Genomic DNA, 11,110 nt, shown 5'->3' with positions numbered 1-11,110 from the left:
ATCGACTTCAGCGCATCGAAAGTGCGTCGCTCGGCAGGTGCGTCGACAACGAGCCGCGCCAAGCCCACAAATCAAAATGGGCTAGCTCCTCGTGAGAACTAACCCATTGATTCAATTGGTCGGGACGGCGGGATTCGAACTCGCGACCCCTTGCACCCCATGCAAGTGCGCTACCAGGCTGCGCTACGCCCCGAACAGTCGAGCAGTATAACCAAGCGCCTCTGGCTCATTGCCGCGGCCCTCGCCGGGCCACCCCAAGAAGGCTGAGCGCTCCAATGGCTACGGAGCCCTCGCGGGGACATGCCAAGCGGCAGCACTGCAGGTGCGTGGGGTCGTTACTCTCATGCGATGTCGTCGCAGTGAATGCTGTACTTGCCGCTGATGCGGTCAGCCAAGTACCAGTGCAACGTCTCCCGCACCGTTCGAAACGCCAGTTCGTCCCAGGGAATCTCGTGCGCGTGAAAAAGCCGCACTTCCAGCGACTCGCTGCCGGGGGCGAAATCGGTGCCGAGCAGCCGTGCGCGATAAAAGAGATGAACCTGGCCGACACGCACGACATTCAAGACCGAAAAGAGCCCCTGCAGCGCAACGCGCGCACCGGCTTCTTCATCGGTCTCGCGCAGCGCGCCCTGCTCGGTGGATTCGCCCATTTCCATGAACCCGGCCGGCAGTGTCCACAGTCCGTAGCGGGGCTCGATCGCCCTGCGGCACAACAGCACCTGTTCGCCCCAGCAAGGCAACGTCCCCACCACGTTGAGCGGGTTCTCGTAATGCACCAAGCCGCACGAAGTGCAGATTGCGCGCTCGCGGTTGTCGTCGAGAGGAATGCGATAAGCGGTCGCTGCACCGCACGTCTTGCAATGCCGGATGCTGCGTGTCTGGGTCATGGCGATCGAGTGTAGCGGCGAGGAAAATCCAAAGGTCGCGCAGTGCCCGGCGCGAATACGCATGGCATCATCGAATGCTGATGTTCACTTCGATTTGGTCAGCATGGAACACGTCATTGCACCCGCACCGGTACCGAGCGTGGCAGTGCATGGTCGCAGTCAACGGTTCCCGGTTCGCCGCATCTACTGCGTCGGCCGCAACTATGCGGAACATGCGGTGGAGATGGGCTTCACGGGCCGCGAAGCGCCATTTTTTTTCATGAAACCGGCTGATGCGGTGCTCTCGGTCGAGGCCGGTGCGACCGGCACCATGCGGTATCCGAGCCTCACGAAGAACTTGCACCACGAGGTCGAGCTGGTCGTGGCAATCGGTAAGGGCGGGCGTGACATCGCCGCGGCGCGCGCGCCCGATCACGTCTGGGGCTACGCGGTTGGCCTCGACATGACACGCCGTGATCTGCAGACCGAGATGAAGAAGGCTGGCCGACCGTGGAGCATCGGCAAGGGTTTCGATGCTTCGGCCCCCATCGGACCGATCACGCCGGCCAGCGAGGTCACCGACATTTACACCGCCACGATCGATCTGCAAGTCAACGGCGTGCCTCGGCAGGCCAGCCGCATCGACCGCATGATCTGGAGCGTGGCCGAGATCATCGAGCACTTGTCCTCGGCGTGGACGCTGGCGCCCGGTGACCTTGTCTACACCGGTACGCCCGAAGGCGTCGCCGCGGTGGTGTCCGGTGACGTGCTCGAGGCCCGTATAGGGGGCCTGCAAGTACTGAAGCTGCGCATCCAGGCGTGAGGCAACGGCGATGGAGCTCTACAGCTACTACCGCTCATCGGCGTCATTTCGCGTGCGCATCGCACTCGCTCTCAAGGGGCTGCCCTACGACTACCGCAGCGTCCACCTTGTCAAGAACGAGCAGCTCGGTGCCGGCTATGCCAGCGTGTCGGCAACGCAGCTCGTGCCGCAACTGATGGACGGTGCGGGGCGCATCGGGCAATCGCTGGCCATCATTGAATACCTCGATGAGTTGCATCCCGAGCCGCCGCTGCTGCCCGGCACGGCGCTGGACCGGGCGCGAATTCGCTCGCTGGCGCTCGACATCGCCTGCGAAATTCATCCGCTGAACAACCTGCGCGTGCTGCGCTATCTGATGCGTGACCTGAAGGTCGGCGAAGAGGCCAAGAATGCTTGGTACCGTCACTGGGTCGAGCTGGGCTTGGCGGCGGTCGAGCGGCGACTGGCAAGCGAACCGAAGACGGGACGCTTTTGCCACGGTGACGCAACGACGCTGGCCGATTGCGTGCTGGTGCCGCAGATCTTCAATGCGCAGCGCTTTGATTGCCAGCTCGACCCCATGCCGACGGTCATGCGCATCTTCGAGGCCTGCATGGCGCTGCCGGCATTTCAGAGCGCACAGCCCTCCGCCTGCCCCGACGCTGAAGCCTGAAGCGGATCCGCGATGCGGACAAATGACTTTTGGATACGGCCCGACTGGCCAGCGCCCGCAGCCGTCGGTGCGCTGATGAGTACGCGCGGCGGCGGCGTCAGCTGTGGCCCGTTCGCAAGCCTCAACCTTCGTGAGGGCATCGGCGACGACGCGCAGTGCGTGTCGGTCAACCAGGCGCGTCATGCGCAGCGCTGCGAAGCGATTCCAGTCTGGCTGTCCCAGGTGCATGGCGCGCGCGTCGTTCATCTCGTCGGTCCGACCGCCGCCGGCGCGTTCGAGGCCGACGCCGCCGTGACCACCGTGCCCGGACTGGCCTGCAGCGTGCAGGTCGCCGACTGCCTGCCGGTACTCCTGTCGACACGCCAGGGACTGGCCGTGGCCGCGGTGCATGCCGGCTGGCGCGGCCTGGCGGGCGGCGTGCTCGAGGCCGCGCTGTCGGCACTGTGCGTGGCCGGACGCTGCGCTCCGAGCGATGTGCTGGCGTGGCTGGGGCCGGCGATCGGGCCGCGGGCCTTCGAGGTCGGGTTCGATGTGCTCGAAGCTTTCGGGGCAACGGCGAACGTCGCACCAGGATTCACGCCCGTTCTCGCGCCCGCAACGCCAGCCGTGCCGAAGTGGCTTGCGGACCTTGCCTGGCTCGCACGCCACCGCCTTGGCGCGGCCGGCGTCGATGCCGTGTACGGCAACGACGGCAGCCAGGGCTGGTGTACCTGGAGCAACCCGTCAAAGTTCTTTTCGTACCGGCGCGACGCGCCCTCCGGTCGACTCGCTGCGAGCATCTGGTTGCGGTTCTGAGGCCGCACTGGTCACGGCGTTTTCCGCCTCGGCGGCCGCCCTGCGCGCTCGGCGCCGGGCCGGCGTGGCGAGCAGGTACACGACGAGTGCCACGGGTCCGAGCCCGTAGAGCAAGAACGTCACCAGCGCACCCAACACGCTGCCTTGCGGGTGAACGGCTTCGGCCACCGCCATCATCAGCGCGACATAGAGCCAGGCAATCGGAATGAGGTGCATTGAATCGGACGATCGTGCCGTTGATTGCGCAGGGCCGTTCAGCTCCGCGCAAGGGTGACTTGGATAATGGGGTTAACGCGCAAGCAATGCCTTGCGGTCGTCAAAATACCTTGCGGTCGACCCGTCATCGACGCGCCCAAAACGAGGAAATACATGAACACAGCCGCTTCCGGCTTGGGTGCTTTTGCACCCCAATCCGCCCAACAGTTTGCTGCCGACTGGGCCAAGGCCCTGAAAGGTGTCACAGGACTCGAGCTGCCGAGCGGCGCTTTGCCTGAACTGCAGGCCCGCTATATGCGCGAAGCCGCCGAACTGTGGAACGGGGTTGCGGCGCCAGGCAAAGAGGCTGCGGCGCCTGCGGATCGGCGCTTCGCCGCACAGGACTGGCTCACCAGTCCGACCTCCGCCTACCTTGCCGGCATGTACCTGCTCAACGCGCGCACCCTGCTTCAGTTGGCCGACGAGGTGCAGGCGGATGAAAAGACGCGCCAGCGCATCCGGTTTGCCGTGCAGCAGTGGGTCGATGCGGCATCGCCGTCGAACTACCTTGCGCTCAACCCCGAAGCGCAGCGCAAGGCGCTGGAGACCAAGGGGGAGAGCATCGCCCAGGGCTTGCAGCACCTGTGGCACGACATCCAGCAAGGACACGTCTCGCAGACTGACGAGAGCGTGTTCGAGGTCGGTCGCAATGTCGCGACGACCGAAGGCGCGGTCGTGTTCGAGAACGAGCTGTTCCAGCTCATCGAATACAAGCCCGTGACCGCCAAGGTGCATGAACGGCCGTTGCTGATCGTGCCGCCGTGCATCAACAAGTTCTACATCCTCGATCTACAGCCCGACAACTCGTTCGTTCGCCATGCGCTGAGCCAGGGGCAGCGCGTGTTCCTGCTGAGCTGGGTGAACGCCAACGATTCCATCGGCGATAAGACCTGGGACGACTACATCGAGCATGCAGTGATCCGCGCCATTCGCGAAGTGCAGGCGATCAGCAGGCAAGCGCAGATCAACACCCTGGGCTTCTGCATCGGCGGCACCCTGCTCGCTAGCGGGCTGGCGGTACTGGCGGCGCGTGGCGACGAGCCCGCTGCCAGCATGACGCTGTTGACGAGCATGCTGGACTTCAGTGACACCGGTGTGCTCGACTTGTTCGTCGACGAGAACATGGTGCGCATGCGCGAACGGGCATTGGGGCAGGGTGGCTTGCTCAAGGGCAAGGAACTGGCCTTGACTTTCAGCTTTCTGCGACCCAACGACTTGGTATGGAACTACGTGGTCGGCAACTACCTGAAGGGCGAGACGCCGCCGCCTTTTGACCTGCTTTACTGGAATTCCGACTCGACCAATCTGCCCGGTCCGATGTACTGCTGGTACCTGCGCCACACCTACCTCGAGAACAACCTGGTCAAGCCGGGCAAGCTCACCGTTTGCGGCGAACCGCTCGACCTGCGCTTGCTCGACATGCCAACCTTCATCTACGCGTCGCGCGAAGATCACATCGTGCCCTGGCATAGCGCTTACACGACCACGCAGATCCTGCCCGGCAAGAAGCAATTCGTGCTGGGCGCGTCGGGGCACATTGCCGGCGTCATCAATCCGCCTCAGAAGAACAAGCGCAGCCACTGGGTCTCCAGCAAAGTGCCCACGACGCCGCAAGCCTGGTTGGACGGCGCGACCGAGCAGCCAGGTAGCTGGTGGCCGGCCTGGATCGGTTGGCTCAAACCCCAGTCGGGCAAGCTGATCCCCGCCGCGAAGACACCGGGCGACCGCACCCACAAGCCGATCGAGCCCGCACCCGGCCGATACGTCAAGACACGGGCATGAAGCGCTGATCCGTTGGCCCGACACTGAAATGATCACCCCCACGCACCTTCGGTGCTGCCCCCCAAGGGGGCGTTCAGCCCTCTTGGGGCGGCCCGGCGAGGGCTGATCCCCGATTGAGTTCCAGGAGACATTGCATGAGCACCGATATCGTCATCGTCGCCGCCACCCGCACCGCGGTGGGCAAGTTTGGCGGCACCCTCGCCAAGACCCCGGCCCCGGAACTCGGCGCGGCCGTGATCCAGAGCCTGCTGCAGCGCAGCGGCCTGGCCGCCGAGCAGATCAGCCAAGTCATCCTGGGCCAAGTTTTGACCGCGGGCAGCGGCCAAAACCCGGCGCGCCAGTCGACGCTCAAGGCGGGACTGCCACACGCGGTGCCGGCGATGACGATCAACGTGGTCTGCGGTTCCGGCCTGAAGGCGGTGATGCTGGCGGCGCAGGCGATCCGCGACGGCGATGCCGAGATCGTGGTGGCCGGCGGCCAGGAAAACATGAGCTTGGCTCCGCACGTTCTGCATGGCTCGCGCGAAGGCCAGCGCATGGGCGACTGGAAGCTGGTCGATTCGATGATCGTCGATGGTCTGCAAGACGTCTACAACCAGTACCACATGGGCATCACCGCAGAGAACGTGGCCAAGAAGTACGGCATCAGCCGCGAGCAGCAGGACGCGCTGGCGCTGGGGTCGCAGCAAAAAGCGGCCGCGGCGCAGGACGCCGGCAAGTTCAAGGACGAGATCACGCCGTTTTCCATTGCGCAGAAGAAGGGCGAGCCGATCGTGTTCGCTGCCGACGAATTCATCAACCGCAAGTCCAACGCCCAAGCGCTGGCGGGCCTGCGTCCGGCCTTTGACAAGGCAGGGGGCGTCACGGCGGGCAATGCCTCCGGCCTCAACGATGGCGCTGCCGCCGTGCTGGTGATGAGCGCGGCCAGGGCGCAACAGTTGAAGCTAACGCCGCTGGGGCGCATTGCCTCCTACGCGAGTGCCGGGCTGGACCCGGCCTACATGGGCATGGGCCCGGTGCCGGCCAGCAAGCTCGCGCTCGGGCGCGCCGGCTGGAAGCCGGCCGACCTCGACCTGCTCGAGATCAACGAGGCCTTTGCGGCGCAGGCCTGCGCGGTGAACAACGAGATGGGCTGGGACACCAGCAAGGTCAATGTCAACGGCGGCGCGATTGCCATCGGGCACCCGATCGGTGCCTCGGGTTGCCGCATCCTCGTGACCCTGCTGCATGAAATGCAACGCCGCGGCAGCAAGCGCGGCATCGCGTCGCTGTGCATCGGCGGCGGCATGGGCGTGGCCCTGACCGTGGAGCGCTAGGGCGCGAAACGAAATTGATGAACGCGCAGCTTCGGGCGAACCCGGTTGACCCGGACGAGTGTCGAGGCCACGCTAACAGCATCAGACAACAATCAAGGAGCAGAAAATGAGCAAGAAGGTTGCTTACGTCACCGGTGGCATGGGGGGCATCGGCACTTCGATGTGCCAGCGCCTCCACAGCGATGGCTTCACCGTTGTCGCCGGCTGTGGCCCGACCCGCGACTTCAAGAAATGGATCGACGAGCAGGCGGCACTCGGCTACACGTTCCACACCTCGGTGGGCAACGTCTCCGACTGGGACTCCACCGTCGCCGCGTTCAAGCTTGTCAAGGCCGAGCACGGCCCGATCAGCGTGCTGGTTAACAACGCAGGCATCACGCGCGACGGCATGTTCCGCAAGATGAGCAGGGATGACTGGGCCGCGGTGATCGACACCAACCTCAACAGCCTGTTCAACGTCACCAAGCAGGTGATTGATGAAATGACCGACGCCGGCTGGGGTCGCATCATCAACATCTCATCGGTCAACGGCGAGAAGGGCCAGTTCGGCCAGACCAATTACTCCGCAGCCAAGGCCGGCATGCACGGCTTCACGATGGCGCTGGCGCAAGAAGTGGCCAACAAGGGCGTGACGGTCAACACCGTGAGCCCGGGCTACATCGGCACCGAGATGGTTCGCGCGATCCGCCAGGACGTGCTGGACAAGATCGTCGCGACCATTCCCGTCAAGCGTCTGGGCACGCCGGAGGACATTGCGTCGATGGTGTCGTGGGTGGCGTCCGACGAATCGGGTTTTGCCACCGGCGCCGACTTCTCTGTGAACGGCGGTCTGCACATGGGCTGAAGCCAGCCGCAAACGCATTAAAAAGCGCCACGCTCACGCGTGGCGCTTTTTTTCATCCAGGGCAGCGAGCCGCTCGAGCGCGGCGCACACCTCGGCGAATGTTCCCCCGATCGCGGCGCGGCGCTGGTCTTCGGGGTCGAGCGTCATCCAGAAGCGCCGTGCTGCCAAGCGGGCGGCGTCAGTCGGTCCAGCGCGCGAAGGCTGCACGCGAAACGGCGTGACCGGTCGGCTGCCGTGTTGGCCCGACAACCGGCGCGAGCGCGCCGCCGATGGCCTGAACGCCAGGGGTTTGATCGCCGTCGGCCCGGGTGAAGTGAACGCGGTCTGCCACCACTGCCGCAGCGGCTTGCAAAAGAGCATGAACATGATTTTCCGAATCTCCAGTGATGAAGTTCGGCAGGATTGATTCATTGAGGCCTTTGCCCGCGGGATGCCGCGCCGCATGCGACGCGTATGCCCGCCACCCGCAGGCGGCCGCGATGCAACTTAAGCGGTGGAGCGCCTCCTGCCGGAGCCAGCGGCGACTAGCTGCCCGTACAGGGCCTTGCGCTGGGCGGTGTAGTGCCACCACGGTGCTGCGGCCGCGCCTCGCATGAAGTCAACAGCCGCCATGAAGGTGTCGAGCACGCAGGGATCCTGGCGTTCGCCAGTCTTGGCGCACAGCGCTTGGTAGAGCACAAAGGCGTCTCTCCCCGCCAGCTCGCGGGGGTGCTTGATGCCGACCAGGCGCAGATCGGCCGCCAACGCTGCCCCGATGTTCGGCAACTGTTCGAGTGTTTCGCAGTGCTCTGCGACGGACGCCTTGGCCGCCGTCGACAGTTTCCGGGTGACCATGGCCGCGCTCACATCAGCATGGTGTTGCGGATCAGCCCTACCGCCAGGCCTTCAAGCTCGAAATCGCCGCTGTCGGACGTGACCACGAGCGTCTGAAAATCGGGGTTCTCGGGGATCAGTTCGACGACGCCGCGCACACGACGAAAGCGCTTGACGGTGACCTCGTCGTTGAGCCGCGCCACCACGATCTGCCCGTTCTTGGCGTCCTTGGCGCGCTGCACGGCGAGCAGGTCACCGTCGAGGATGCCGGCGTCGCGCATGCTCATGCCGCGCACACGCAGGAGGTAGTCGGGGCGGCGCGGGAACATGCTGGACTCGACCGTGTAGGTCTGATCAATGTGTTCCTGCGCAAGGATCGGGCTGCCAGCGGCCACGCGCCCGACCAGCGGCAGCGACAGTTGCGACAGGCTGGGCAGCGGCAGCGAGAACTGCTTGTTGCGCTGCTGGTTGAGCGAACGCAATGTGTCAGACTGAAGGCGGATGCCGCGTGAGGTGCCGCCAATCAGCTCGATGACGCCCTTGCGGGCGAGCGCCTGCAGGTGCTCTTCGGCCGCGTTGGCGGAGCGAAACCCCAGCTCGGTGGCGATCTCGGCACGCGTGGGGGGCGCGCCGGTACGTTCGATCGCGCTTTGCACCAGCTCGAGAATCTGTTGCTGTCGTGCGGTCAGTTTCGGAGCGTCTTGCATTCGATCTCCCATTGCGGTTCCGCCGAGGCGGTATGCCTGGTGGTTTGTCCAGTACCTGTATTTTTATCCAGTTTCTGACAAATGCAAAGCTTTCCTTCCAGTGCGCCCGGTCGCGTGGTGATCCTCGCGACCGGCGGCACCATCGCCGGCACCGCTGCGCAACCACTCGACGTGCTCGGCTACGTCGCCGCACAGGTCGGCATCGAGGAGCTCGTTGCCGCGCTGCCGGGGCTGGACGAGCAGCCACTGGAAACCGAGCAGGTGGCGCAGCTCGATAGCAAGGACATGGACATCGAGGTCTGGCGAGCCCTCGTGCTGCGCGCCCGCCACCATCTGGCGCGGCCCGACGTGGCAGGCATCGTCGTGACCCACGGGACCGATACCCTCGAAGAAACCGCGTACCTGCTGCAGCGCGTGCTGGCGCCGAGCAAGCCGCTGGTGTTGACAGCAGCCATGCGGCCGTCGACTTCGCTGCAGGCCGACGGCCCGCAGAACCTGATCGACGCTGTGAACGTGGCGCGCGTAGCCGGTGCGAGCGGCGTGGTGGTAGTGATGGCCGGCTGGCTGCACGGCGCACTGGACGTGCGCAAGACCCACACGCACCGGCTCGACGCCTTCGGCTGCGGAGACGCCGGGCCGCTCGGCCGCATCGATGCAGGGCGCCTGCGTCGTGTTCGCGACTGGCCGCACGGCGTTGCGCTAGGCGCCGACGTGCTCGACGTCGACCGATGGCCGCGGGTGGAGATCGTGCTCAGCCATGCCGGCGCGTCGGGCGCGATCGTCGATGCTCTGCTGGCGCAGGGCGTCGACGGCATCGTCGCGGCCGGAACCGGCAATGGCACGCTGCATCACGCGCTGGAGGCCGCCTTGCTGCGGGCCAAGGCCGAGGGCGTGGCGGTGTGGCGAAGCAGCCGCGTCGCCGACGGTGGTGTGCTGTCAGCCGCCGACGCCGTGCTGCCCGACAGCGGCCCGCTCACACCGGTGCAGGCGAGGGTCGAGCTGATCCTGCAGCTGCTGCAGTGCCGCTCTGTCAGGGCTTGAAGGCCGCCGCTTCGCAGGCGGTTTTTGAGTGGTGCTACGGGAGCGGTGGTCCGACCGATTGCCCGTCAACGAGCAGCAGCATGCAACGCCGCCCTCGGTGGCTCACTCGCCCTCTCGAGCCGCACGGCGCTGGCGCACCACGGCTGGAGTTCGTTCGACCGCGCCCGGCCGTTGTACCTGGAAGGGTGCATGGCCGCGGTGTCGTACGCCCATCCGCAAGCGAGCTTCCAGGATCGGACCGCAGGCTCGGCGTCGCTGCTGCGCGACTAGGCCCGGCAGATCGCGCCGCTGAATGCGGGCGATGCGGCGAGTGTGGTCGACGATGCCGCCCTGGGCGGGCAATGGAGACGGTGCCGACGTCGAGCGGCGACGGGAATGCCATCACACGCCGATCAGCGGCAGCGCGGCCCAGCACATCGCGGCGAGCGAGCACGTCGCGGCCACGTCGAGTGCATCCACACTGTGCGCAGCGAGTTGGCCGGCATGGGCCGCGCGGCGGTTGCCCCACCAGTCGGCCGCCTCCTTGAGCAGGCCTGCGGCAAGTGCCGCGGCGAGCCTGGCATGGCGACCGCACAGCAGCGCCGCGGCCAGGAAGACGAGCAAGCCGTAGACGGCGTGGTTGGCCTTGTCGGCGGTGAGCATGGGCAGGCTCATGCTGACGCCAGGGTGGTGATGGTGCCGCCCGACCCACGGTACTTGAGCGCGCCGGCCTCGACGTAGATTTGCCCCATGCCGGCCGGCGAGGTGCTGGGCGCGGTGGCGTTGCCGAGCGTCAGGACGCGCGCCGCGCTGGTGTCGAACGTCAGCGCGCCGATGCCGACGTCGCCGCTCACGTCGATGCGAAACGCGTTGAGTGCGCCGGTCGGGTACAGGTCGATGCCCAGCGCCGAGCAGTTGACGATCTGGACACGCCGCCGGACAGGCAGTTCAATTGGCCGTTGAAGCCGATGGCGCCATTGACCGCGAATGTGTCAATGCCGCTGCAGACCGACGCGTTGGTCGTGGCATTCACCACCACCGGGCCGGACGCCATGAGCCGCAGTCGCTCCAAGCCAGCCAGCCCATGCCTGAATGTCCGTGCCGGGGCTCCACCAGCCGTTATTGAGGTCGCCGGTGAAGGTGTAGCTCGGGGCGGTGACCGAAGCCCAGCGGGCCCGCGAACTGGTGTTGCCCAGCACGTTCCGCCCGACGAACCCAGGTCCTGCATCAGCGCCTC

General features: G+C 65.8%; 14 protein-coding genes and 1 tRNA gene. 7 read left to right on the top strand and 8 right to left on the bottom strand.

Annotated elements, in window-relative coordinates:
* Positions 1-116: 116 nt before the first annotated feature.
* Together RMO12_RS14540 and RMO12_RS14535 are read right to left on the bottom strand one after the other, a co-directional pair.
* Positions 117-193: transfer RNA gene (locus RMO12_RS14540), tRNA-Pro, on the bottom strand.
* Positions 194-341: 148 nt separating this feature from the next.
* Positions 342-887 carry an NUDIX hydrolase gene (locus tag RMO12_RS14535; RefSeq protein ID WP_309639834.1) on the bottom strand — a complete coding sequence of 182 codons (546 nt, stop codon included), beginning with the start codon at positions 885-887 and terminating at the stop codon, positions 342-344.
* 103 nt (positions 888-990) lie between these two features.
* Here RMO12_RS14535 and RMO12_RS14530 point away from each other — a divergent pair, with 103 nt between their 5' ends.
* From RMO12_RS14530 to phbB, 6 genes are all read left to right on the top strand, one after another.
* A complete protein-coding gene (locus RMO12_RS14530; RefSeq protein WP_309639833.1) occupies positions 991-1,689 on the top strand; it encodes a fumarylacetoacetate hydrolase family protein in 699 nt (232 codons plus the stop codon).
* Positions 1,690-1,699: 10 nt separating this feature from the next.
* On the top strand, positions 1,700-2,341 hold the full coding sequence (maiA, locus tag RMO12_RS14525; RefSeq protein ID WP_309625137.1) for a maleylacetoacetate isomerase: 642 nt from the start codon (positions 1,700-1,702) through the stop codon (positions 2,339-2,341).
* Positions 2,342-2,416: 75 nt separating this feature from the next.
* The gene (gene pgeF, locus RMO12_RS14520) at positions 2,417-3,136 is read left to right on the top strand and encodes a peptidoglycan editing factor PgeF (protein WP_309625138.1); all 720 of its coding nucleotides are present in this window, start codon (positions 2,417-2,419) and stop codon (positions 3,134-3,136) included.
* Positions 3,137-3,505: 369 nt separating this feature from the next.
* Positions 3,506-5,173 (top strand): class I poly(R)-hydroxyalkanoic acid synthase, encoded by a 1,668-nt coding sequence (locus RMO12_RS14515; RefSeq protein WP_309625139.1) that lies wholly within the window; start codon positions 3,506-3,508, stop codon positions 5,171-5,173.
* Positions 5,174-5,307: 134 nt separating this feature from the next.
* Positions 5,308-6,489, top strand: coding sequence for an acetyl-CoA C-acetyltransferase (locus tag RMO12_RS14510; RefSeq protein ID WP_309639832.1), 1,182 nt, complete (start codon positions 5,308-5,310; stop codon positions 6,487-6,489).
* A gap of 106 nt (positions 6,490-6,595) precedes the next feature.
* On the top strand, positions 6,596-7,333 hold the full coding sequence (gene phbB / locus RMO12_RS14505; RefSeq protein ID WP_309639831.1) for an acetoacetyl-CoA reductase: 738 nt from the start codon (positions 6,596-6,598) through the stop codon (positions 7,331-7,333).
* 33 nt (positions 7,334-7,366) lie between these two features.
* On the opposite strand, the gene RMO12_RS14500 is transcribed toward phbB, so the two are convergent.
* The 3 genes from RMO12_RS14500 to lexA form a co-directional block, all read right to left on the bottom strand.
* Positions 7,367-7,699: a hypothetical protein gene (locus tag RMO12_RS14500; protein ID WP_309639830.1), complete on the bottom strand. Its 333-nt coding sequence runs from the start codon at positions 7,697-7,699 to the stop codon at positions 7,367-7,369.
* Between the two features lie 120 nt (positions 7,700-7,819).
* Entirely contained in the window at positions 7,820-8,167 is a 348-nt protein-coding gene (locus RMO12_RS14495; protein WP_309639829.1) for a helix-hairpin-helix domain-containing protein, read from the bottom strand.
* 8 nt (positions 8,168-8,175) lie between these two features.
* Entirely contained in the window at positions 8,176-8,853 is a 678-nt protein-coding gene (gene lexA, locus RMO12_RS14490) for a transcriptional repressor LexA (RefSeq protein ID WP_309639828.1), read from the bottom strand.
* An 81-nt stretch (positions 8,854-8,934) separates the two neighbouring features.
* Here lexA and RMO12_RS14485 point away from each other — a divergent pair, with 81 nt between their 5' ends.
* Positions 8,935-9,894 carry an asparaginase gene (locus RMO12_RS14485; protein WP_309639827.1) on the top strand — a complete coding sequence of 320 codons (960 nt, stop codon included), beginning with the start codon at positions 8,935-8,937 and terminating at the stop codon, positions 9,892-9,894.
* A gap of 381 nt (positions 9,895-10,275) precedes the next feature.
* Here RMO12_RS14485 and RMO12_RS14480 read toward each other — a convergent pair whose 3' ends face one another.
* From RMO12_RS14480 to RMO12_RS14470, 3 genes are all read right to left on the bottom strand, one after another.
* Positions 10,276-10,548, bottom strand: coding sequence for a hypothetical protein (locus RMO12_RS14480; protein ID WP_309639826.1), 273 nt, complete (start codon positions 10,546-10,548; stop codon positions 10,276-10,278).
* Positions 10,545-10,727: a hypothetical protein gene (locus tag RMO12_RS14475; protein ID WP_309639825.1), complete on the bottom strand. Its 183-nt coding sequence runs from the start codon at positions 10,725-10,727 to the stop codon at positions 10,545-10,547. Before RMO12_RS14475 ends, RMO12_RS14480 begins: the two co-directional genes overlap by 4 nt.
* A gap of 138 nt (positions 10,728-10,865) precedes the next feature.
* Positions 10,866-11,110: hypothetical protein (locus RMO12_RS14470; protein ID WP_309639824.1), on the bottom strand; the 245-nt coding region annotated here is incomplete at its 5' end.

Source organism: Methylibium sp., assembly GCF_031393925.1.
In the GTDB taxonomy this organism is placed as follows: domain Bacteria; phylum Pseudomonadota; class Gammaproteobacteria; order Burkholderiales; family Burkholderiaceae_C; genus Methylibium.
The sequence above is the reverse complement of the archived record's forward strand: the minus strand, read 5'-3'. Positions and strand labels throughout refer to the sequence as shown.

Bases quoted from the DNA above. Each gene is read 5' to 3' on its own strand.
- maiA (WP_309625137.1), top strand. From the start codon at position 1,700: ATGGAGCTCTACAGCTACTACCGCTCATCGGCGTCATTTCGCGTGCGC.
- phbB (WP_309639831.1), top strand. From the start codon at position 6,596: ATGAGCAAGAAGGTTGCTTACGTCACCGGTGGCATGGGGGGCATCGGC.
- RMO12_RS14495 (WP_309639829.1), bottom strand. From the start codon at position 8,167: ATGGTCACCCGGAAACTGTCGACGGCGGCCAAGGCGTCCGTCGCAGAG.
- pgeF (WP_309625138.1), top strand. From the start codon at position 2,417: ATGAGTACGCGCGGCGGCGGCGTCAGCTGTGGCCCGTTCGCAAGCCTC.
- lexA (WP_309639828.1), bottom strand. From the start codon at position 8,853: ATGCAAGACGCTCCGAAACTGACCGCACGACAGCAACAGATTCTCGAG.
- RMO12_RS14515 (WP_309625139.1), top strand. From the start codon at position 3,506: ATGAACACAGCCGCTTCCGGCTTGGGTGCTTTTGCACCCCAATCCGCC.
- RMO12_RS14510 (WP_309639832.1), top strand. From the start codon at position 5,308: ATGAGCACCGATATCGTCATCGTCGCCGCCACCCGCACCGCGGTGGGC.
- RMO12_RS14530 (WP_309639833.1), top strand. From the start codon at position 991: ATGGAACACGTCATTGCACCCGCACCGGTACCGAGCGTGGCAGTGCAT.
- RMO12_RS14485 (WP_309639827.1), top strand. From the start codon at position 8,935: ATGCAAAGCTTTCCTTCCAGTGCGCCCGGTCGCGTGGTGATCCTCGCG.
- RMO12_RS14535 (WP_309639834.1), bottom strand. From the start codon at position 887: ATGACCCAGACACGCAGCATCCGGCATTGCAAGACGTGCGGTGCAGCG.
- RMO12_RS14480 (WP_309639826.1), bottom strand. From the start codon at position 10,548: ATGAGCCTGCCCATGCTCACCGCCGACAAGGCCAACCACGCCGTCTAC.
- RMO12_RS14500 (WP_309639830.1), bottom strand. From the start codon at position 7,699: ATGTTCATGCTCTTTTGCAAGCCGCTGCGGCAGTGGTGGCAGACCGCG.